Consider the following 24053-nt stretch of genomic DNA (forward strand, 5'->3'; position numbering starts at 1 on the left):
TTGGTTTGTTTTTAATGGTCAAAATGATTTCGTAGCTTTGGTTAAATATATATTTTCTTTATCGATTTTAATTTTACACAAAGGTTTTTCGTCATAATCTGCATTTTCATGAAGAATCCGTATCAAATATCCTCCTTTTTTCAAAACTACTTTGTACTGTCCAAATAATTTTCCCTTTTTGTTGAGGTATTCTTCCATGGTATAAAAGCCATTATTTTCAAAAATTGAAAAATCAAAGCTCTTTCCTTCCACATTAGATTCAATATGTATCGACACTTCAACCTCCTCTTCCAAATCTAACAAGAAAAATGTGGCATTGGCATAATAGGCATCGGTAAGGGAAGAATAGTATTGAGGCTCATCAATAGTTACAGCATTGGCGTAAAAAGAGGGCTCCACAAAGTTGATGATTTGATTTTGCCCATTTTTATTAGGTGTTTGATACAAGTACAGTCCACCCTTGAACATAAATCTTAAAACGGGATTTTTTTTCTTTAAGTCTATAGCATAGCTGATTTTTGTTGGATATATGGTCTTGTACCATTGATTGTCGGCATCTAAACCATGAGCATATGATACATGTTCTAGGTAAACACTTTTAGTATTGATTTCGATTGGATAAACTCCTTCCAACACATAATCTATATTTCGAATGTTTTTTAGTTCTTCGTTGATTTTTTCTTGTGTTTCGCCTTGAAACATATAAAAACGGGTCAGAAATCGTCCGTTTTTCTTAAAAACCCAATTTTCAACACCCATCTCGGTTTGAATTCCAAAATGGATAAACTTTCCTTTTTCTGCTTTATAAAGGGGTTTTAGGTCTGCTGTTCGGTTGGAGCAGCCCGCGCATTCCGCTTGAATAAAATTTGCTAAAATTAATGTAGACTTTCTCCAATCGTCTAAAAGCACGATTTCTTTTTCTTCAAGCAAATCAGAAAATGATTTGGAAACATTCTCATTCGTGATTTCTTGAAATGGATACATTACGGAATCCAATGTCTTAAAAACTACTTTTTCTCCAGAAGTTGGCACTAATGCTTTACATGAAACAAATAATAGGGCAATGAACAGCATAGCACTAAACTTTATTAAGAATGTGCCATGCTGTGAAATATTATATTGTGGAACCATTGATCCTTTCAAGTTTACCTGTTTCATGTGATATTTTAGACTTAGGAAGCACTATTTGCTATAATGTGTCATTTCCGCTCCAAAATCGGTCACGAAAATATTGTCCAATTCATCTGCTTTGGTGGCAAGCTGGACCAGACATTCCAGTATTTCATTTTTATGGTCGGAATACAGATCGCTGATATGGATGCGATACGATAAGTAGATCTGATTATCGGAAATGGACAATCGATGTGGGCCCATATCCGCGGTTAGGATGTACTCATAAATCTCGGCCAGATTTTTACGGGGCAAGTCGTTTAGGGGAGAGGTGGCGAATAGATAATTGTTGTCATAAACGAATATGCGTATCTCTGCACTGCCTTGGTGAAAATACCAACGTTCCCTGCCCGACCTTGCCAAAATGGGATTGATATCCAGTTTGGATATGGCTTCCTCCACCTTTAGACTGAAATCGGAAAGTTCCATTTCTTCGAATAACTTTTCGTCTACAAGTGTGCCACAATTGGGGCAGTAATCGGTCTTTTCTTCAATAAGTCCCCCACAGTTGGAACAACCAAGGGTAAAGGCATTCGACATATCATTGACTATCGTTAATTCTTCCCGAAGGGTTTCCATGGGAATGGCAAAACCCATGTTGTCGGCATCGGAAAATTTTGAGGTCACAATCCCCATTAACTCCCCTTTTTCATTGATTACCGGCCCACCGCTATTTCCAGGATTGATGGCTGCGTCCGTTTGAATATAATAATTACCTCCTATACTTTGGCGTGGATTTGAAACTATACCTTCGGTAACTGTTAATGGCATACCGTAAGGATAGCCCAAGACAATCACCTTGTCTCTTGATTTTGATTCTGTCCGATGTTCAATTACCACCGTTTCAATAGGTTTTGGAAGGTCGTTAGCTCGCAAAAACGCAATGTCCTTTCCCGGATTTACATAAAGCACTTGGGTCAAGTACCTGTTTTTATCTTTCCCTTCCAAACTAACGGTATGACAACCCGCCACCACGTGGTAGTTTGTGATGATAATATCATTTTCTTTGTTGTAAAAACCTGTGCCCGTGCCGTTTGCGGTATTTATCTTAAAAATCGAATTTTCTATATTGTTCATAATCCCTTGTGCTTAATTTGTTTTAAAGTTTGCCATGATCTTTTGCATGGCCGCCATGGATTGCTTCATTTGTTCGCCCATGAGTTTTGAAAGGTCCATGCCATAATCGGCATCCATAAACGTATCTTCCATGATGGCTTGCATACCCTTTAAAAGGATGGGAGCCGCTTGGCTCCATGGCAAATCACTGGCTTGTGATAGGGCGTCGGTGATGGGTTTGCTGATTTCTTCGTTCACCAAATTGTAAAAGAACATATTGTAAAAGCAGGACTGTATAAGATTAGAAGCATCCTCGAATCTGGAATTGGCGATCATTTCCTGCACTTCTTCATAATTTTCTTGCCAATTTTCTCTAATGTTTTCCTTTTTTCCGCTGTATTTATAGGGAATAAAGGTTTCTGTCTGATAGAGGTCGGCAATGAATTGCTCCTTAGGGAGTTCTTTCAATTTTTCCAAGGCCGATTTTCCATTCAGCAATCGGTCATGAAATGGTAGCCTACCATCAAAAAGTCCGTCTATCGCCTTTTCCAATAGGGTACGTAAATACCCTTGGGGCTCTGCATGAAACTCTATCTTTTTTAAGGTGATGTTCAACATGTACCATGCATTGTTTCCATGCCGTTTTTCCATGTACCGGTCAAAGCGTTGTAGGCCATCCGCCAAAATTTTTAGATAATTATCGTAAGCTTCCTGTTTGCTGTTTTCTGGAAAAGGGGTTGTTTTTGGCTCTTGTATGTGGGCTGCACCAAATTTTTCTATAAACTCGTCGTCATAGCTATCTGCGTAATAGCATATTTCCCGAAGCACCCCATAGATTTTGTACGGTTCACAAAGACTTATTGGACATGAAAAAGAAAAATACACCAAATGATTAACCAAGACTATATTGGTCAAATTGAGCGGATACATTCTGAGTTCCGCCAACTTTCGCATCATGGGTACTTTTTTGGCATGTTGGATATTCAAAAAAGGGCATTTGATCAACAGTTCATGAGCGGTTTGGGTAATGGATACCACTACCGACCCATGGGGTATTTCGTAGGTATCACCTTTTTTTTTGCCGGAAAGATGATTCCCAACGTAATCCAATAGGGTAGGCACTACCTCGTTATATTGTTTACTGTTAAAAAGAGCTACTGCCTCGTCCCATTTTTCATCCTGCCTTGTCGATGATTTTTTAGGATGTATTGGTGGAAAATACTTGTTGTTTTTATCCATTATTGTAATGTAATTAATTGGATTACGTTATTTGTTTTAGGCCGCTAAACTTTTAATTTTACCCTCCAATTCCTCAAAGGCTTGCTGTTGCGATTTTACCAAGACGGCCTGTTTTATGGCTCCAGTAATCACTTCTAAGATGCTTCTGCGAACCTTTACACTTTTCCCGAAATACGCGTGCATTAGTTTATTGGGAATGATATGGTTTACTTTCACCGTGTTTTCATTCACAAAAAATAACTTTACTGCATGCATGCCACTTTTTTTAAGTACAATACATTGTGCCATTTGCCCGCTGGTGTCCGTGCGATGTTCCCAAACATCATATTCTTTTGAACACTCAAAACCGGATTCTTTTTTTAAGACTTCACAGAGTTCGTCTAAAGAATTGTATGGTTGTTTTATTTGAATTAAGTTCTCCATTGGTTGTATGATTTTGGTTATAAATGAAAAACCACAGATGGTTTTGACCATCTGTGGCGGTAGTTTTTTTTAAAAGTCGGTAAAAGACCGGATTGGCAATACGGTGAAATTTGCACTATTTTTAGGAAGGGCTATGGGAGCACTACCCCCTAAAAAAGCTATATAAGCATCATTTGCATTAACTTCTGTAGAAGTCCATACTGTACTAAAAAGGGCGCTTCCTCCATTGGCGAGTATCGTCGGTGCAATGTAATCGTCGTAGTTTATCGCTATTTCATTGAATTCATCCACACTTGGTAAAAACCAATCATCATAACCATTCCAATCCAAATTGGAAATAGATAATGCGGCAGATGGAATACAACCTGCAGCAATAATTGCCTCAGAATTGGTTTCTCCTGTTCCGATACCGCTTCCAGAAGCCCCTGTTAGTATACCTGAACAACCCCAGGCGTTAACGGTTAGACCTGAAATTGCACAAACCAAGCCTTCACTATTGTTACTTGCAGGGTCTATCCAAAAAATAACACCACCATACTTAAATTCCCCAATCTCGTTCAAGTCATTAAGTTCTACGAACGCATTGGCGGAAACCGTTTCGGTACCATTGCTTACCGAAATGGTGGCCAACATATTGGGATTGGTTTCAAAATCGAAAAGGGTTTCATCCGCTACAGACAATTCACCTGTATTTTGATCTATCGTAAATGCACCAGCCGGATTCTGGAATGTAATGGTATAGGTTACATTTGAGCCACTGGCCTGTATGGTTCCCACAACATCGCCATTGGAAGGGTTTTCATCAATGGTCAAATCCGTATTTGTGGCAGATACTTCGTCTACATCGTTTAGATTGATGGTGGCCATGGCCGTAGCTGTTTCTGCGCCATCTGTCACTGAAATCTCAGCTGTAATCACGGGGTTGGTCTCAAAATCGAATAGGTTGGGGTCAATTACCGTTAATTCTCCTGTAGCGGCATCAATGGCCATGGCGCCCATGGGTGATTGCGAGGTAAATGAAAACGCTAAAGTACTATTGCTGTTGGCCTGTACCGTTCCTAAAACCTGTCCGTCCGTTGGATTTTCATCAATGGAGACCGTAAGGTCTTGAGCCGTTACTTCAATTACATTCTCAAGATTCACGGTTACGGTTACCGGATTATCTGCATCTTCAATAGAAACGGTCGCTGTCAATACAGGATTGGTTTCAAAATCGAATAGCGCAGCATCCAATACGGTAAGTTCGCCCGAATTGAAATCAATACCCATAGCGCCGCTCGGTGTCTGGGACGTAATGGCAAAGCCCGAAGCATTGCCAATGGTCTGTAGACTACCGATAACTTGTCCTTCGGCAGGATTTTCATCTATGGTCACCTCTAAATTCTGACCGGATACCTCATTCACATTATTCAAGTTTATGGTAATACTTGTCGAATTTTCAGCATTGTCCGCGGTAACGGTTGCCGTAATCGTAGGATGCGTCTCAAAATCGAATAAGGCCGCATTGGCTACAGTAAGTTCTCCAGTAGAACCGTCAATATTCAAAGCTCCCGCAGGTGCTTGTGAGACGATATTAAAATTTGTGGTGGAAACATCGGTTTGTACGATGCCCACGGGATCACCCTCTTGGGGATTTTCATCTAGGGTTACCTCTAAATCCGACAGTGTTACGGTTACGGCTCCATCATCATCATTGTTGCAGGCAACACATAGAAAAAGTAGACTTACAGTTAAGTAAATAGTTTTAAGTTTATTGTTCATGATTGTTTGGGTTAAATAAATTAATTTAATGCAAGGAATAGGTTCGGTATTTTAGTAGTCCATTTCAATTAATGAACCGTCTATTTTGTATGAAAAAGTAAAAGAAGTCCCCCCGTTTTCAGGCTGCAGTTTTACGATGTATTGGGCATCACTCACATCACCGTTCTTTGGGTATTTGACAAAGGCCATTTTAAGTTGGGGGTTCTCTATGTCTTTCTCGGCCTTTAATTGCTCACTCGATTTTTCAACGAGTTCTCCTAATTTCACAAGACTGATCTTTTCACCCAATTGAAACATAAAATCTGCCGCCTTGGTACCCTCTGGTATTTCTAAGGTTACTTCAGAAGTTTGGTTCCAATTGCCCAACGAGTAGGTCCATTGCCCCATTTTTAAAGATTCAGGGGCATCGGTTACCGTGGTCGAAATGCTATTACCGATCGATTCATTGTATATGATGGTCAATTCGGTATAGTAAGCACTATCCCCAAATTCACTTTTCAGTTCTTTCTCAATACCCGCAAAGCCATCGGCGTTGGCAGGTAGTTTTGTCGTGTCTCCTCCACAGGAAATCAGCGTTATCGCTATCATTAAAATTACTAGCTGTGTTTTCATTGATATGATTCTTTAAATTGATTGATTATTCCTCTTCTGCTCTTCCAAATAGGAAAAACAGCGCGCCACCTGCTAGAATCAATACTGCCCTGAGCACCCATCCCATGGTACTGCCCCAGCCATCTATCCAAGCAAGTAATCTGATGTTGTAATTAAAAATTGACAAAAGGGCTGAAATTAGGCCCATAGTTGCAAGTACAAGGCCTCCTTGGCCTAGTTTGGATTTGATGTTTTCCATTAATATTTGATATTAATATTTCTTGATAAGCACCATTGGAAAAGTGTGATTTTCGAAGTGGACTTAAGTAAGAAATGGTTTGGTCAGGGTAAAGATGGGGCAATGACATTTCCTATGAAATAGCCAATCTATTTTCGTGAGCTAGGAATCATTATTCGTGCGAAGTAAGGAAATATGCGTTTTTGGAGAGATAGCTATTTCCGGTGATATTTATCATTGGGACAATAGTTCTCAATGACTATTGTAATTCAAAAAAGTGGTTATAAAAGCTTCCTTTTTTCTGGAGGAAACAGGAATTTTTTGACCATTCTTTAAATAGATGACGCCCGACTTATCGTATTTGTCTATGAATTTCAAGTTTACCATGAAAGACTGGTGGGGCCTAGTGAAATTGACTTTTTGAAGTTTCTCCTCGTATTCCTTTAAGGGTTTGGAAGCCACGTATTTTTTATTATTGGCCAAGTAGAATGTCGTATACCCCTTGTCAGATTCGCAGTACAATAATTCTTGCAGGTTTATGACCTGAAAACTGTCGCTGAGTGAAAGCACCAAAGTGGCATCATCTTGATACCAAACTTTTTTTGCCGTATTTATTTGCTCTTTTTGTTCGGTAATAGGTAAGGTCTTTATCTTTTTTAAGGCCAAATCCAATTCTTCAACGTCAACAGGTTTTAAAAGATAATCTACGGCACCAGCCTTAAGCGCCTTCAAAGCATATTCTTCATAGGCGGTAATGAATATGGTTTTGAAGCTAAGGTGTTCGGTTTGGTCGAGAAAGTCGAATCCAGTGCCATCTGTGAGATTTATATCCAGAAATATCAATTCTGGTTTACAGGCATTCGAGACCACCACTGCTTCTTTAACGGAAGCACATTCACCTATGATTTCTATATTGGTTTCAACCGTTTCCAAAATATTTATCAAACCTTTTCTAATATAGGCTTTGTCCTCAACGATAAGTGCTTTCATGAATTCTTTATTATTTTATAGGGAATGATCAAAGTAACTTTGGTTCCTTGCTCATTATATTTTTTTCTATCCTCGACAAATACGGATCCTGGCATGTTGAAATCTTTGGCCAAAAGGTTTAGCCGCTCACTGGTAATGGTGGTGGCCAACGACTTCTTTTTTGTATTAGTTTTTTGGAGCATGGCATCTATTCCAACACCATTGTCCGTTATGGTACAGCTTAACTTTTGATTGTTGAAACTAAGGTGAACCTCTATTTCCCGATGTTCTTGATTTATAGAAAATGCATGTTCTATAGCATTTTCAATAAAGGGCTGAATGAGCATGGGAGGAACCAAAAAGAGATTGATATTTATGTTTTCATCCACCACCAAACTATAGTCATAAGGTGAATTGGCGTCCATGTTTTGTAAGATCATATAATTGTCTATGGCATCCAATTCTTGAATGAGGGGAACTATTTTGTCCCTTGAATTTTCTAGAACAAGTCGTAATAATTTAGAGAATTTTGATAAATAGGTAATTGATTTTTTCTCTTCTTTGTTCAAGATCATGCCTTGCAAGACTGAAAGCGAATTAAATATAAAATGTGGCGTCATTTGCGAGCGCAATAACCTTTGTTCGGTAATAATATTTTGGTTTTTTACTTTAACGTTCTTGTATTTTTGATAGAATACCAAAGAACCTGACAGGATAGAGATAACCAAAATGCCGATAACGGCCCAAAGGTAATTTTGTTTGGTCTTTGCAAGGTCTTGTGAAGTACTCATTACCGTTTTGGTAAGTTTTAATTCGCGTATACTAGCAGAATCCAATGCCTGCTTGTATTTGTATTCGTATTCCAACTGGGCAATTTTTTCGATATTTTCTTTATTAAAAAGGCTGTCGTTCAATAATTTGAATTGCTGATGACTTTCAAGGGCCTTTTTATAGTTCCCCTTTGCGCTATATATGGTTGCCATTGTTTTGTATACCAATATTTGCTGAGGCAGAAGTTCTAGTTCATTTGCTATTTTTTTTCCGTTCTCGGCGTGTATTATAGCATTGGAATAATTTTTGAGCGAAACATAAGTTTTTGCCAATCCAATATGGGCATGGCAGCTATAGATCTTATCTTCAATAGATTCGCTTATCTCTAAGCAAGCTTTATAATGTTTCAAAGCATTTTTAGGTTGATCCATTAAAAAGTATAAATCCCCAAGTTGAAAATTCCCCCCACTTAATTCTGTTTTATCATTGATTTCTTTACTAAGGTTTATAGATTTTGTCATATACAACAAGGCGTTTTCAAAATCTTTTAAATCTGCATAAACCGCACCCTTGTTAATCAATGTTCTGGAAATCTGTTTCTTATCATCTAATTCCCTATAAATGTTTAGTGCAATATCTAGATGGTCAAGAGTTTTGTCGTACTGTTTCAATTCATAATAAACCGCACTTATGTTATAAGAAGAAACGGCAATATCTTCCTTTTCATCATTTGCAATATGTATGCTCAAACATTTATTAAAATAAGTTAGAGCTTCTGTATATCTACCTTGATTAAGGCAAATAGCACCAATATTGTTTAAAATGTCCAAGTTTAATTTTTCTTCACCTAATTGTTCACTTATATCAGCAGCCTTTTTAAACAGTTCGATAGCTTCATCAAAATTTCCTTTTCTGTATCTGGAGGTTCCAATATGGTTATACATATTTGCTTGAACTAATGAGTCACCATTTTTAATGCTTAGTTCAAGTCCTGTATTATAAAAGTCGGTAGCCTTATCAAATTCACCGTTTAAGTATGCTATTTTCCCCAAAGATGTATAGGAAGCATAAATACAATCCGGGTCCTTAAGTTCCTTACATATTTCGAAGGCTTTATGCGTATAGTTTTCGGCATTATCTCGTTCACCGTTTCTTAAGGCATTATTGCTTAATCTTAGTAGACTGTTTGCAGTTCCCTTTTTGTAATTAAGCTTTTTGGCCAAATCATAAGCTTCTTGGGCCTTTTCGTTGGATCGGTTTATATCTGATGTAGAATAACTTTTAGAAAGCTCGATTAACAAATTAACTTTTGCAGTGTCTTTTTTGGTATGAAAGGCCAACTCTTTCTTTAAGCTGTCTATTTTAATGCTCTGTGCCCTTACTGCGCTGGTGGTTAGTAAAAAAATGAGAATAAAAATTTGAATAGGAGAATTTTGATTCCAAAAAATCGACGTAATTCTATTGGTTCCTATGTTGGCTATTTTACATAAGAAATGCATAATTAAAATAATAAAAAATTTGATATGGATGCTTTACTCATTTTCTTATTGGCTAAAAGGGCTTGACTTAAAACAAAATACGGGTTTTTAATCTCCTTCAGAAAATATAAGCGTAATTTTCTTGGTAGTGGACTAATATCAATCCATACACGTAATGTTTGAATAAATATTTGCAAGGGCAGGATGTTTATTTGTTTAGTAATATGAAATCAATAAATTCTGAAACTTAACCAAATATTGAACTAATTGCTGCATTCAATGTTCTAACGCAACAAACGTTGCTTTTTTAAATATGATACTAAGCTACATTTTTCAGTTCAAAATCCATAATTCTTGAGGTGTTTTATAACCAATTATTTTTCGAGGTCTGCTGTTAAGTTTATCTTGAATTGTCAAGAGTAATTTTTCATCAATTTGATTAAAGTCTTTTCCTTTAGGGAGGTGTCCTCTTAATATCCAGTCAAATGTAGTAAGTCCAAATTCTATAAGAACCGCTTTAAACAATACTTGCTTGTATTTAATTGCATAAAAATACAAATACCTATTGTATATGTAATATGGTTTAAAAGAGAAAAAAATAATTCATCCTACTAGTGGTTATTCCAACTTGTCTTTGGTAGCATAGAGATACAATAATCTTAATTAAAATTAATAAAACTTTCTCAGTTTTATACTTGATTTTATCAAGTGTTTAAACTCAACTTGCTTTTCCATTTATTTTTAGAAATAACTATTTTTTATTTCCTTTATGACTAATGACAATACTACAAGCTTAAAAATTGCACCTAATTAGTTAAATTTCATTGTATTTAGAGTTTAAAAAAGCCCAACTTATATAAGTTAGGCTTTAACCAAAATTGACATCAATGATTTTTAAACAACTAATTCAATATCAATTTTTTAGAAACACTTTTATTACCTGATGTTAATTGAAGCACATAAATACCGCTTGATAGAGAAGACAAATCGAAAGACCTATTATAAAAACCAGAATTTGAATTTAGCTCACTTTCAAATACCTTTTTACCTGTGGTTGAATAAACAGATATTTTATTTTTGTTTGAATTAAAGTCACTAACATCATAAATTAAGTTGATTTGTTTGTTTGATGATGGGTTAGGGTAAACTCCAAAAGACAAGCTATCTCCAACATTGCTAATTCCTAATGATGAGGTAACGTTTTCAAAACTAAAACCAATGTTTCCTGTACTAGACCCTTCAAATGTTGTAAAATAAAGTCTATAAACAGTATCATCGGCATATTTAACGTAAAATGCTTGTGTTTGGTCTACATCATAACCTGACCCATTAAACGATTTCCAATCATAACCAATAGTATTAATTTCATCAGAATAGGTTAAACTTGGGTTTACTGGCATACCAGAAAGTTCCTCGTTTTGAGCCACTGTAACTTCATCACTATGTAAAACACCTGTAACCATATAGAATAAAGATCCATCACCATAATAATCTGTGGTGTACCTTGAAAACTTTAAATCCCAATTACCAATACCAGGTTCTGCTACTACACTTTGGTTATTTTTTAATGAATAGTAATTAAATTTATTGTTAACATTATCAGTATTAGGAATGGTTACTGTAGTATCTGCACTCCATGTTGAACCATCCCAACTTGAATATTTAAACGTATAGCCATTATAATATTCTTCACAAAAGAATTTAATATATGTACCATCTGAATATTTTAAAACAAATACCACATCACCTTCTATATGGTGAGTTGCAAAAATATAATTACCCCAACCATAAGGATAAGCACCATCTGCAGAACCCGTATCAAAAGCTCCTGTATCCCAACTAGTTTCATCATTTTGTAATTCAGTCCAGTTTCCTTCATTTAGTACATCTACACTATTCCAATACGCTGGGTCATTAGAGACATCAAACACTTGAATTCCCGCCCCATCATTTACTCTCAATGAAAATGAATAAGCACTAGTTCTTAAAAAAGCAATATCCCAATCGCTTCTTGTATACGTGTTAGTAGACTCATCACTTAATTTAAAGTACACATCATTAGCATAGTTAGCTCCCATGCTAATATTAACGGCTGTTTCTTGCGCTTTTGCTGATAGGTAAAAAAGTCCTATCATAATTATTAATTGTAGTTTTGTTTTCATAATTATTGGATTAAAAATTTATATATTATTTAAAAGTTCATATTGAAATTCAGGATAACCACGTTCTCCATTATTATTGGTCATGGTTAGAAATTTTATTTTGTAAATATTTCCGTTTGAGTCTTTTAACACATAAAACCTATCTGTGTAAGTAGCTCTACTAAACACGTCTCTCCAGTTACTCCCAATAGTGGTTTGATCTAAAGAAAAACTTGTTAATTCTACATCTTGAAGTAAAAAATCATCATAAGAAATTATTGTAGCATCAGCTTGGTAGCTTTGGACATTTCCTTTTCTATTATGGATTACAAAGTCTGAAAAACCATAACTTCCAGCCCCTTCTATTATGTTTGTAAAAACAGTAAAGCAAACATCCCATTTTTCTTTCTCTGGTTCTACATCTACTACTGAGTTTGTATTAAAACTAAAATAACTAAAGTTATAATTGTCTTTTTTCGGAATTACAATTTGTTGATGTGTAGTGGCATCTAAATTAGCATACTGTAAAACATAGTTATTATCTTCAAGTAAAATTCTAACCTTTTTCCAACCACGATGAGCCCCTGCTACTTGAACACTACCGGTTGTTGGTGTAGACGTTCCTACCTCATAACCCATGTTTACAAGATAAACTGGGTTTTCGTTATTATTTACAGAAATTTCATCAATAGCAGTTTCTAAAATATCTCCGTTAGGAGCATCAACATAGGCTGCATTATCTGGATTAAAAGTCCCCACAGCTACCTCATTTTTTAAATTCTCAACACTAACTTCTGTAACCTCATCTATATTATAATACTCTAAGGCTTTTGTTGCCATATAGATAGAGCCATTTATGGTTACTCTAAAATTTTCTCCGTTATAAAAACCTAAATCCCATGAATCTCTTTTTACTGCTGTTGCGGTTTCTGTACTTAAATCTATAAATACTTGATTTTCTTGATTTGGACCACCTACTTCTGCTACCAGACTACCTCCTAAAGCTGGAGATGAGTTAATTGTAAAGCTAGAATTACCTTGTATATTGGAATTATTGTAATTAATTTCAGAAATTACAAATACAATGTTTGTGGTTTCATCTAAAGCTGAATTTAGTTTGGTAAAATGTATTGTGTTTTCACTATCTCCGTTTGTAACTGAAAGTGTAATAACATTATTTACAGCTTCTGGAGTTGTTATAAAATCCTGTCCGTAAATAGCATTTTCTGTATCTAAACGTATAGAAACCGTTCCGCTTTCGGTAGCAACTTCAGAATATACCAAATTAATGGTAGTTTCAGTTTCAAAAGTATTTAAGTTTTTAGATAAACTTTCAAAAGCCACAACAAACGGATCTCTTAAAAGCTCTGTATCTTCGCTGCAGGAATTAAAGATTAGAAAACCTGATATGAGTATTAAAACAATTTGTTTTGTCTTCATTTTCTATAAGTTTAAATTGTATGCTAGTTTTAAAAAGTAAGACCTACCATAACCTAAAAGCATGCTTGTTGGAGGTCCATCATGAGCGCCCCCAGAAAAAGCCGATGTGTTTACAGAGGTAACATCTAATAGGTTTCTTATACCAAAACTGGCTTCGAATGTTTTATTTAAAAATGATTTTTTTACAGTAACATCAAACCAACTAAAAGCATCGGTTACCCCTCTTACAAACTCTTGTTCGCCTTCATCGTTTGTTTTTTCTACAAACTGTTGTTCTTCTCCTACATGTTTAAAATAAAGAGCAAAAGAAGTTTTCCAATTTGGTACTGTGTAATTTATGTTACTGTTAAGTTGGAAATTGAATAGATAATCGTCTTTAGAATTTGTATTACTATCTAAAATTTTTGAAATACCTAAAAAGGAAGCTCCCAACTGAAATCTAAAATGGTTATGCTCTAGGACGTTTTCAGAAAAAATTCCAAAAGACTTATAAGAATCAATATTATTATATTGATAAGCTAAAGGACTTTGTTCTACAATAATTAACTCTATTCTATCTTTTAAATTAATGTAAGACGCGCTTAATTTGTTTTGAATACGCGTTACTTTATTTCCAAGTGCGTACTTCTTCTTTAAATGGATAAAAGCTGAAACTCCTTTTTCTGGGTTTAGATTGGGGTTTCCCTGAACATTATGGTTTACATCAACAAAGTAGGAATAAAGTTCATCGTAGTTTGGAGTTCTATTGGCAGAACCAATTATGGTACGTAATTGTAAATTATTTTTAAAAATATATTTTGAACTTAAGGATAATACATACTGGTTATCAAAAAGATTTGTAAAAGACACTCGTGCTCCCGGACGCAACGAAAACCTGTCTGATAAAGTGATTTCTGAGGAAGCAAAAACGTCGTAATTATTTAAACGTTGTTTTACAATATTTTCATCAGGGTCTATAGTAATTGCTAATGGCGAACCAAAACCGTTTTCTAAAGTTAAATCATACCCCGCTTGAAAGTTAAATTTATTAGTATAAATTAAATTACTAAAAGTACCACGAGACAGAAAAGCGTTTCTAGAAAGGTATTCTCCTTTTTGAATATTTGTTTTTTCATCTTTTCTTATAAAGTAAGTATAAGTTTCTAAATCTTTTGTTTGCTCTTGGTAAGACGCCGAAATATTATATACAGCAACAGCAGTTAGATGACCAGATGCATTTAAATGATGTATAAATCTGTTGTTTTTATAAACTTCATCTAAAGCAAAAGGATTACTAGTTTCTGTTGCAGAATTTTCGTTTAAGTTTACAGTATTGTTGTAGCTATCAATTCGCTCGTTAAAGAAATCGAATTTATAAAATAATCTTATTTTATCATTACTATAATGTAAAAGTGTTTTAACATTATGCTGCTCTTTAGGTAACCACAAATGCCCTCTTAACCCATCGTTTTTATCATAAATCTCACCTTGTCTATCATCCCAAAACCCACCAAAGTCATTTCTTAAATAAGAAACAGTACCAAATATTTCATTGGTAAAATTATGACTTGCTTTAAGCGATTGAATATGTCTTCCTTTGTCAAACCACTCATACTCATCTCCAACGGTTTCTTCTTGTAAAAAAGCATTTATTTTAGTTTTGTATTGAGATGATTTTTTGGTTATTATGTTTATTACTCCAGAAACTGCATTTGCACCGTATTGCACGCCCATAGCGCCTTCTACAATTTCAATTTGTTCTACATCATCAAGGTTTATTAATGTTAAATCTACATTATTGCCCACGCCCTCTTCATTAATAACAGGAATATTATCTATAAGTATTTTAAAGTATTGCGCATCTAAACCGAAAAGGCTTACACCAGATTTCCCAGTAGTTGTATTTGGCGTGATATTGATGTTTAAACTTTGATTTAAAAGATCTGAAAGATTGTTAACTGCACGAGCTTCAATTTCTTTTCTAGAAATTAATTTCACCTCAAACACAGATTTATTTACAGACTGCGGGTTGTGCTGTCCTGTAACAACAACTTCTTCCAACGCCTCTACACCAAGCGTGTCTTTCTTTTTTACGAGCTTTTGTTGAGAGAAAATGAAGCCTGATAAAAAAAATAAAAAATAAAACGTGAAAAATTTTTTATTTAGAATCATTCTTAATTAAATTTGTCGCAAATATATAAGTTATTTTTATTCAGTCTAAATAAGAATAGGTAATTTTTAAAAAAATAATCATTAAATCAACACAAACACTTAAATATGAAACCATTAACTTTTTTTTTATTAATAATTTTAACATTTACATTAAGCTTGAATGCCCAGAGTAAGAAGAAAAAAGACCTTGAGGCTATTAAAAGTATGTGCGGATGCTTTGAAGTGACTTTTAACTTTGCTGAAACTTTTAATTACAGTAAAGACTCTCTATACAAACCTTCTGAAACAAAAACCGATAAGGGTTTAGAATGGGCACAATTAGTTAATGACCAAAACAACAAGGTTTCTATTCAACACTTATTACAAGTAGGTAATCCTGAAAAACCATATATAGTAAAACATTGGAGACAAGATTGGTTATACCAAAACACAAATTTCTATATGTATAATGGCAATAACAACTGGAAATTTGTTTCAAAACCTAAATCCAATGTTAAAGGGCAATGGACACAAAAAGTATATCAAGTAGATGATAGCCCACGATACGAAGGTTCTGCTACGTGGGTACATGTTGATGGGAAAAGCTATTGGGAAAACACCACAGATGCACCGCTACCTAGAAGAGAATACACAAAAAGAAGCGATTATAATATTACTCAAAGAGGCAACAGACACGAAATAACTTCTTTTGGTTGGGTACATGATCAAGACAATAAAAAAATCATACGAGAAGTAGGTAAAAATGATATAATAATTGCAGAAGAAAAAGGATATAATACCTATGTAAAAGTACCAGATAGCCGTTGTCAAGGAGCAATAGATTGGTGGAATAAAAATAAAGAAAAATGGGCTTTAATTAGAGCCAAATGGGATGATATTTACAGTAGAAATAAAGATTTATCGCTAAAACAGAAAGTAAACAACAAAGTACTTTATAAGTATTTATTTGATGAAGAAAATTATAAAACAGCAAAAGAAATTAATCCACTAATTGAATCTTTTGTAAAAAAATAACTATATGAAATTATTTAAATCAAGTTTTATAGTCATAATTCTTTTATTAACTGTAAAGAGTTTTGCACAGGAAAATATATTTTTAAACAGAGATTTTTGGAATACAAAACCTACACCTGAAATTATAGACCAAAAAATAAAAGAAGGTAATAACCCTGCTCAATCAAACAACAATAATTTTGATGGAGTTGTATATGCCATTTTACAAGATGCTCCCTTTAAAACCATTGTACATCTTCTAAACAAACCAGGTAACGATGTTAACAAATTAACTCATGATGGTAGAACATACATATTTTGGGCTGCTTACAAGGGTAATGATAAACTAATGGAATATTTACTAGAAAAAGGAGCAAAAACTAATATTAAAGATGACCATGGCTTTACCATTTTAAACTTTGCTGCAAATGCAGGAGTAACAAATACAAAAGTATATGACCTTTGTTTAAAACATGGAGCTAATTTAACCCAAGATTTAGGGCATTTTAAAGCTAATGCCTTATTATTAGCCATTGCTAAAGACAAAGACTTAACTATTACAAATTATTTTGTTTCTAAAGGTTTAGACATAAACAGTACCGATAAATATGGTAACGGAGTATTTAACTACGCCTCTAAATCTGGAGATATTAACCTGTTAAACAAACTGTTAGACAAAGGCTTAAAAGGCAATGATAATGCCTATCTTTTTGCTGCTTATATATCTAGAGGCAAATCTAATGGTATTGAAATATATAAATATTTAGAAGGACTTGGTTTAAACCCAAACATTGAGCATCCTGAAGAAGGCTATACACCCTTACATATGGTTGCTAGAGGTAAAAACGTAGAAGTAATCAATTACTTTTTAAACAAAGGTTTAAGCGTCAATAAAACTGACAAACAAGGTAATACACCGTTTTTAAATGCTGTAAGCAGAAACAATCTAGAAATAATTAAACTATTACAAAAAAATGTTCAGGACATTAATTTAAGCAATAAAAAAGGTGAAACGGCCTTAATGTTGGCAGTAAAAAGTAATACCGCTGAAGTTGTTAATTTCTTGGTAAACAAAGGTGCAAATCTTAATGCTTTAGATAAAAAAGGAAATAACCTGTCTTACTATTTAGTAGAATCTTATTCCGCGAGAAATAAAAAATCATTTTCAGAAAAATTAAGCAAACTCAAAAGTTTAAGTTATAGGCTTGATAAAGCTCAAAAAAATGGTAAAACATGGTACCATTTAGCTGTAGAAAAAAACAGTATAGATTTATTAAAAGTTGCTACAGAACTAAATTTAGATATAAATGCTAAAGATAGTAATGGCAACACAGCTTTACTTTTGGCAGCAATGAAAGCTAAAGACGATGAGATTTTAAAGTATCTACTTAATCATGGTGCCAATAAATTACAAACAACAGATTTTGAAGAAACAGCATACGATTTAGCTCAAGAAAACGAGTTATTAAAACAAAACAATATCTCTATAGAGTTTTTAAAATAAAACTACTCTCAAAACATAAAACATTTATTAAAATCTAAAATATGAAGTTAAAATATTTAGCAATCTTAAGCATCCTTATTATTGGTCTAACTGCATTTACAACATCAAATTCTAGCAAATTTAAATGCTTAATTCAAATGACAAACTATGCTGGTCATGGTGCGTATGTTGTTATTTCTCTAATTAACCCTAACGGTGAATACGAAAAAACACTTTATGTAAAAGGTGATGATGATGAGTGGTTTAATACTGTTGAAGAATGGTGGAAATTTTATGGCAAAAAACGTAATAATATTGATGCTATAACAGGAGAAACCATTGCTGGAGGAGAGCGAGCAATAGAAATTCTAGAAATTGAAGAATCTAAAATTAACGCTGGCTATAGCATACGTTTTGAAACCGCAGTAGAAGATGATAAATACGTCGTTAGTGATGTTGAATTTGAATTAACAACAGAAAACATAAAACTAAAACATAATGGCAAAGGTTTTATACGTTACATACGGTTAATTCAACAGTAAAACAATTAGCTATGACCCTTTCTATATGGAGATACAGCCATTTTTTATTGGCTACTGTAACCGCAATATTTTTGTTTTTAGCATCTGTTACAGGTGCTATTTTAGCTATTCAACCTATATCAGAAATTGCTAACTCTAATGCTTCATATAACATACATAAAGTTACAGTTGCCCAAACCCTAATTGCCCTTCAAAATAAATATAATGAAGTCTTAGATATTGAAGTTTTACCATCTAAATCTGTTAAGGCTTCTGTAATAACTAAAGAAGGTAGAAATTCAAACATATATGTTAACCCTATAACAGGAAAAAACCTTGGAGAAATAAAAAAAACTGCCCCAATTTTTAAATGGACTACAAGTTTTCATAGATCATTATTTTTAAAAAATACCGGGCGCATTTTTGTTGGGTTAGTATCTTTTTTACTATGCTTTATTACTATTACAGGATTGGTATTAGTTGTGAAACGCCAAGGCAATATTTTAAAATTATTTTCCAAAGTAAAAGAAAACAAGTTTAATGTAAAATACCATGTTGTTTTAAGCAGATGGTTTTTAATACCAATACTCATAATATCAACAACTGGCGTGTATTTATCGGCTGAAAAACTATCATTATTACCCAAATCTTCCATTCAACATAATTACGACATTAACCCTAAATCATCTTATAAAAAAAAGGATGTATCAGAATTTACAATACTAAAAAAAACACCTCTAGACCACCTAAGAAAACTTACATTTCCGTTTTCTGATGATGCTGAAGACTATTTTGAAATTGCATTAAAAAATAAGGAAATACTTGTACATCAATACTCTGGAGTAATTGTTAGCGAAAAACCATATCCATTGGTACAATTAGCGTCAAATTTTAGTCTTAAACTGCATACTGGGCAAGGTAGCATTATTTGGTCATTGCTACTTTTTCTAACAAGCTTAAGTATTATATTTTTTATTTACTCAGGCATCAGCATGAGCATAGAACGTATTAAAAAATCTAGAGTTAAACTTAAAAAATTTAACAAAGACGAATGTGAGATTATTCTTTTAGTGGGTTCTGAAACCGGCAACACATACTTGTTTGCTAAAGATTTTGCAAGAGCGTTAATAAAAACAGGTAAAAAAGTATTTCTTTCTTCTTTAAACAATTACAGTACTTATCAAAAGGCTAATCATTTAATTGTATTTACAGCCACATATGGTGATGGTGATGCTCCAAATAATGCCAAGTATTTTGAAACTGCTGTTAAAAAAATAAGCCCTTTAAATTCAATAAATTTCTCTGTGGTAGGTTTTGGTTCTAAACTCTACAAACACTATTGCCATTTTGCAATTAAAACTAATGATTTATTGCACAAAACCCCTAAACTAAATCCATTCTTACCACTTGTAAAAATAAATGAACAGTCAATATCTGATTTTGAAACATGGGTAAAACAATGGAGCAAAGAGGCTAAAATTGACCTGAAATTTAAACATTCAAAAAAGAAACATAAACGCTATAAATTCAAAGTTTTAGAACGCACAAATTTAAATGTAGACAATACATTTTTATTAAAATTGAAACCTAACAAACAATTAAAATTTAAATCGGGAGACTTACTTTCTATTACTCCAAAATCAGAAACTAAAGAGCGTTTATATTCTATAGGAAAAATAGACAACAATTTAGTTATGAGCATAAAAAAACACAATAAAGGTAAATGCTCTTCAGAATTAAGTGAATTAAATTATAATAATATGATTACTGCCACAATAAAACAAAACTCCAAATTCCATTTTCCTAAAGAAGCCAATGAGGTTATTTTAATTGCAAATGGCACAGGAATAGCACCTTTTTTAGGTATGCTGAACGAAGAAAAACACCATAATACCAAAACGTATTTATTTTGGGGAGGTAGAACAAAACAATCCTTTAAACTATACACAAATATTATTGATAAAGCATTCTACAATAAAAAGCTATCAGGACTTTTTGTTAGCTTTTCTAGAGAAGAAAGCAAAAAAAAATACGTTCAAAACGCCCTTATTGAAAAAGAAGATTTGGTTTGCCGCGTATTAAAAAATAATGGAGTAATAATGATTTGTGGTTCTATAGCAATGAAAAACGATGTTTTAAAAACCCTAAATATTATAACACAACAGCATTTAAATTGTTCTATTTCTAAATATGAAAACAATAATAAAATATTAACAGACTGTTACTAAAAACAACTAAAATGTGCCACCAAATAACAACACTTGCAAAAAACTGTTTAGGTAAATTATCCTTTTGTGAAGACTGTCAAATTTACCGTTTATTATTTAATAATATTAGCATTGATTTTACAGAAAAAGAGCTACTTATATTTCAAAAATTCATTAAAGATTTAGATATAGAATATTGGTGCTCTAAATACAATCAAACCGGAATAAAACGAAAAATACCTATTCAAACATTGCAACAAAACCTCTCTTTAGTATTTAATAAACAAGAGTTCAATTCTTTTAAAGAACTTGTTTTACTAGAGACTAAAAAACCTTTTAGTACTCTTTCTGTTGCAGATGTTGACTATATATTCTTTTTAAACTAATTACTCATGGATGATGCTAATATAATTTTCAAAAATGATTTTGGATTTGTATTTATGTGGAAACGCAACACTACAAAACACTATAAAAAATTAAATATAGTGTTTGATAAAACTACTCTGCATTTTACAGAACCCGAAGTACTTGTTTTTAACGATTTAATTAACGAAGCCCTTAATAGGCATATTAATAATAGGTGTAAAAATGATACTAACAAGCTTGCTCTTGTTGAAACGCCTCTAGCACAAGTTAGCCTTGTTATGGGGTATGAAAATTTAATTGCGCTGCAAAATTTAGTTGAAGGTACTTTAGTTGAACTAAATTTTGATTTAGCCTTATATAATAATGGAATAAATTTTTTATAAAAAAATTAAAATGGTAGAAACTAGTAAAAATTATGATATAGTAAAAAAGGTGTTTGAAGATTTTTTAGAAAAGAAAAAGCATCGTAAAACTCAAGAACGTTATGCTATTCTAGAAGAAATTTACAGACTTGAAGAACACTTTGACATTGACGAACTGTATGAAAAAATGAAAAATAAAAATTACAGGGTAAGTCGTGCTACTTTATATAACACTATTGAGCTTTTGCTTGAAATTAAATTAGTAAGAAAACATCAATTTGGAGATAACATATCAAAATATGAAAAATCATATTTTAACAGACAACATGACCATGTTATTTTAACAGACACAGGTGAAGTATTAGAATTTTGCGACCCAAGACTTCAAGAAATAAAAAAAACTATTGAAGAAGTTTTTAATGTAGAAATTCATAAACACTCTATGTATTTTTATGGAACTAGAAAACATTCTTAAAAAAGAATAATTTTTAATATCAGAAAGACTATTGTTTTCGCATATAGAAACATAGATAATCATAAAAAACTTTCTATATCAGTGTGATTGTAAAACTAAGGGAGAAGCAAGAGGGTAACACGCTGCGCGATGTTACGTTTTCATCTTCCTCTGGAACACCGCTAAAATATAGAGCTTTGAAAGGCTATACTTTTTTGTGCTTTATTTATAGTGTTGTTTTTTCAGAAAAAACCTTTTAAGCCCAGTAAAATCAATGCTTTTTTTCAAAAAAAAGGCATAAAAAAAGACCTTGAAAGATGGCTGTATATAATGAAAAGAGAATACCTTAACCAATCTTTTTTTGTAGAAAACCGATATATTCCTAATATGAAAAATATGCAGATTTGCTGCAAACCCCACAAAAACCCTTAACAAATGACATATGTTTGCAACAAAAACCACAGAAAAATGCTCTTAACCTATCCTTTATAGACAATATCTAGTTAAATACAGAGTTGTTTTTTAATTTAAAATTATAATTTGTAACTTAAATTTCCTTTCAATGCACTCCCGTTGTTTTGTGAGAAGCGCATTGAAAGGAAATTCATTTTTAGGCCTAAAAAATAATTGATTGGTTTTGTTGGGTTTCTTTCTGATTGGTTTTGTTATCAAACCGCTGCAGCAGATTACCTATATCCTCGCTTATTTTTGATTCAATTACTCTAGCGTAGATTTGTGTTGTAGATAATTTGGTATGCCCCAAAAGTTTCGATACAGTCTCTATAGGTACACCATTAGACAGCATGACTGTGGTCGCAAAGGTGTGGCGTGCCATATGGAAGGTCATGTTCTTGTTGATACCGCAGTCCTTGGCTATTTCCTTTAGATAACTATTAGCCTTTTGATTGGAACATAATGGTAGCAAAGCAGCTTTAGAATTACTTGGCAGCACATCATTGTACTTATTTAAAATATCCATTGCTTTTGGAAGGATTGGTATTTTAACCGTTTCATTCGTTTTTTCCCGCTTAGTGAAAATCCATAACCTATTATCAATCCCTCTGCTTATTTTATTTCCTGCTAATTGCTTCACATCTGTATAGGATAACCCAGTATAACAAGAAAAAACAAAACAATCCTTTATCCTTTCTAAACGTCCATTCTTGTAATTAGTGTTTTCAATAAGTTTAAGCTCCCTATCGCTAAGGTACTCCCTATTGAACTTTTCAAATTTCAACTGAAACTGCTTAAAGGGATTTCTGATAATCCATTCTAACTTATAGGCAAGGTTCATCATCTTTTTAAAACGCTCTAAATGTTTCATCACACCATTGTTGGATAACATATAAGCGTTCTTTTTGTTTTTGACAGTTCTTAGGTACTGTTCAAAATCTACTATAAACCTATAGCTTAATTGTTTCAAATAAATATCATTAATCTTAAGCTTTTGTTTTAGGAACTTTTTCAAATAACGCTCTGTTGTCGAATAGTTCTTCATAGTACCAGGCTTTAAAATGGACTTCATTTTAGTATTGTGATACTCGATTAGGTCTTTCAAGGATTTATTAATGTCGTCTTCACCCGTATATCTGGCCTTTATGGCTGAGGATGAAATGATCCTACCCTCTTCAATTAACTGCTTATGGCTGTCTAAAAATTTATTGTAAACCTGGTCTAAATAGGAGTTTAAAACCCTTGCACTTTCGTTATTACCACGAACCCGACCTTTATGTGAGTCCCAAGTGTTCAACGAAACAGATCGTTTTAGGCTGATTTCTGAGCATTTCCCATTGATAGTTATACGGACATATACTGAATGGTTTTTAGTTTTTCCTCTAGGCTTTCTTGTAAAGAAAAGAATGGAAAAGGTGCTGTTTGTCTGCATTTTAAATGTCTTTAGTTATACAAATGTGTTGTAAAGACAAAAGCCAAATCGCTTCTAAATAGCCCTATAAAGTTATGAAAATTCAGATTAAAAAGTGTTCAACGATTTGTTCACTTTTTTACTATTTTTAAATGCTTTTATTTGGTATTAAACAAAATGCACAAAAACAAAAAAACACTGATAATCATACAATTAACAGTGTTTCGTTGTAACCTATTTCTAGATTCGTCGGGGTGGCAGGAAGCCTCTTCCTCTTATATAATATACTATATATCAATCATTTACAAACTCAAAAAACAATCTGTTAGCCGATTTGTTGACGGGCTTATAAATGACCTCAAAATAAATTACTTT

At 33.3% G+C, this 24053-nt stretch carries 20 protein-coding genes and 1 pseudogene; 7 read left to right on the top strand and 14 right to left on the bottom strand.

Annotated elements, in window-relative coordinates; translation table 11 throughout:
* Positions 1-18 precede the first annotated feature (18 nt).
* The 13 genes and pseudogenes from J1D01_RS14925 to J1D01_RS14985 form a co-directional block, all read right to left on the bottom strand.
* The gene (locus J1D01_RS14925; RefSeq protein ID WP_421151395.1) at positions 19-1158 is read right to left on the bottom strand and encodes a hypothetical protein; all 1140 of its coding nucleotides are present in this window, start codon (positions 1156-1158) and stop codon (positions 19-21) included.
* 24 nt (positions 1159-1182) lie between these two features.
* Positions 1183-2247: a trypsin-like peptidase domain-containing protein gene (locus tag J1D01_RS14930; RefSeq protein WP_421151396.1), complete on the bottom strand. Its 1065-nt coding sequence runs from the start codon at positions 2245-2247 to the stop codon at positions 1183-1185.
* A 12-nt stretch (positions 2248-2259) separates the two neighbouring features.
* Complete coding sequence (locus J1D01_RS14935; protein WP_421151397.1) at positions 2260-3465, bottom strand: hypothetical protein; 1206 nt, start codon at positions 3463-3465, stop codon at positions 2260-2262.
* 36 nt (positions 3466-3501) lie between these two features.
* Positions 3502-3888 (bottom strand): hypothetical protein, encoded by a 387-nt coding sequence (locus tag J1D01_RS14940; protein WP_421151398.1) that lies wholly within the window; start codon positions 3886-3888, stop codon positions 3502-3504.
* Positions 3889-3957: 69 nt separating this feature from the next.
* Positions 3958-5649 (bottom strand): hypothetical protein, encoded by a 1692-nt coding sequence (locus tag J1D01_RS14945; protein WP_421151399.1) that lies wholly within the window; start codon positions 5647-5649, stop codon positions 3958-3960.
* A 51-nt stretch (positions 5650-5700) separates the two neighbouring features.
* Positions 5701-6261 (bottom strand): hypothetical protein, encoded by a 561-nt coding sequence (locus tag J1D01_RS14950; protein ID WP_421151400.1) that lies wholly within the window; start codon positions 6259-6261, stop codon positions 5701-5703.
* Positions 6262-6286: 25 nt separating this feature from the next.
* Positions 6287-6499 carry a hypothetical protein gene (locus tag J1D01_RS14955; protein ID WP_421151401.1) on the bottom strand — a complete coding sequence of 71 codons (213 nt, stop codon included), beginning with the start codon at positions 6497-6499 and terminating at the stop codon, positions 6287-6289.
* Positions 6500-6730: 231 nt separating this feature from the next.
* Positions 6731-7468, bottom strand: a complete 738-nt coding sequence (locus J1D01_RS14960) for a LytR/AlgR family response regulator transcription factor (RefSeq protein WP_421151402.1) — start codon at positions 7466-7468, stop codon at positions 6731-6733.
* On the bottom strand, positions 7465-9717 hold the full coding sequence (locus J1D01_RS14965) for a tetratricopeptide repeat protein (RefSeq protein WP_421151403.1): 2253 nt from the start codon (positions 9715-9717) through the stop codon (positions 7465-7467). The genes J1D01_RS14960 and J1D01_RS14965 overlap by 4 nt, the downstream gene beginning before the upstream one ends.
* 298 nt (positions 9718-10015) lie before the next feature.
* Positions 10016-10173, bottom strand: a pseudogene (locus tag J1D01_RS14970) (IS30 family transposase); the annotation flags it as partial.
* Between the two features lie 425 nt (positions 10174-10598).
* Positions 10599-11858 carry a T9SS type A sorting domain-containing protein gene (locus J1D01_RS14975; protein WP_372938238.1) on the bottom strand — a complete coding sequence of 420 codons (1260 nt, stop codon included), beginning with the start codon at positions 11856-11858 and terminating at the stop codon, positions 10599-10601.
* 18 nt (positions 11859-11876) lie between these two features.
* Complete coding sequence (locus tag J1D01_RS14980; RefSeq protein ID WP_372938237.1) at positions 11877-13277, bottom strand: HmuY family protein; 1401 nt, start codon at positions 13275-13277, stop codon at positions 11877-11879.
* Between the two features lie 3 nt (positions 13278-13280).
* A complete protein-coding gene (locus tag J1D01_RS14985) occupies positions 13281-15428 on the bottom strand; it encodes a TonB-dependent receptor plug domain-containing protein (protein ID WP_421151404.1) in 2148 nt (715 codons plus the stop codon).
* Between the two features lie 105 nt (positions 15429-15533).
* Between J1D01_RS14985 and J1D01_RS14990 the strand changes: the two genes are divergently transcribed.
* The 7 genes from J1D01_RS14990 to J1D01_RS15020 are packed head-to-tail and all read left to right on the top strand — an operon-like array spanning position 15534 to position 21835.
* Positions 15534-16442, top strand: coding sequence for a DUF6607 family protein (locus J1D01_RS14990; RefSeq protein ID WP_421151405.1), 909 nt, complete (start codon positions 15534-15536; stop codon positions 16440-16442).
* A 4-nt stretch (positions 16443-16446) separates the two neighbouring features.
* Positions 16447-17925, top strand: a complete 1479-nt coding sequence (locus tag J1D01_RS14995) for an ankyrin repeat domain-containing protein (RefSeq protein WP_421151406.1) — start codon at positions 16447-16449, stop codon at positions 17923-17925.
* A 41-nt stretch (positions 17926-17966) separates the two neighbouring features.
* Positions 17967-18446 (top strand): DUF2271 domain-containing protein, encoded by a 480-nt coding sequence (locus J1D01_RS15000; RefSeq protein WP_421151407.1) that lies wholly within the window; start codon positions 17967-17969, stop codon positions 18444-18446.
* An 11-nt stretch (positions 18447-18457) separates the two neighbouring features.
* Positions 18458-20653, top strand: coding sequence for a PepSY domain-containing protein (locus tag J1D01_RS15005; protein WP_421151408.1), 2196 nt, complete (start codon positions 18458-18460; stop codon positions 20651-20653).
* An 11-nt stretch (positions 20654-20664) separates the two neighbouring features.
* Positions 20665-21018, top strand: coding sequence for a DUF6686 family protein (locus J1D01_RS15010; RefSeq protein WP_421151409.1), 354 nt, complete (start codon positions 20665-20667; stop codon positions 21016-21018).
* A gap of 6 nt (positions 21019-21024) precedes the next feature.
* A complete protein-coding gene (locus J1D01_RS15015; RefSeq protein ID WP_421151410.1) occupies positions 21025-21381 on the top strand; it encodes a hypothetical protein in 357 nt (118 codons plus the stop codon).
* A gap of 10 nt (positions 21382-21391) precedes the next feature.
* The gene (locus tag J1D01_RS15020) at positions 21392-21835 is read left to right on the top strand and encodes a Fur family transcriptional regulator (RefSeq protein WP_421151411.1); all 444 of its coding nucleotides are present in this window, start codon (positions 21392-21394) and stop codon (positions 21833-21835) included.
* A 595-nt stretch (positions 21836-22430) separates the two neighbouring features.
* Here the strand turns inward: J1D01_RS15020 and J1D01_RS15025 are convergent.
* Complete coding sequence (locus J1D01_RS15025; RefSeq protein ID WP_421151412.1) at positions 22431-23699, bottom strand: site-specific integrase; 1269 nt, start codon at positions 23697-23699, stop codon at positions 22431-22433.
* Positions 23700-24053 lie beyond the last annotated feature (354 nt).

This window comes from Seonamhaeicola sp. NFXS20, from assembly GCF_049132085.1.
GTDB lineage: Bacteria > Bacteroidota > Bacteroidia > Flavobacteriales > Flavobacteriaceae > Seonamhaeicola.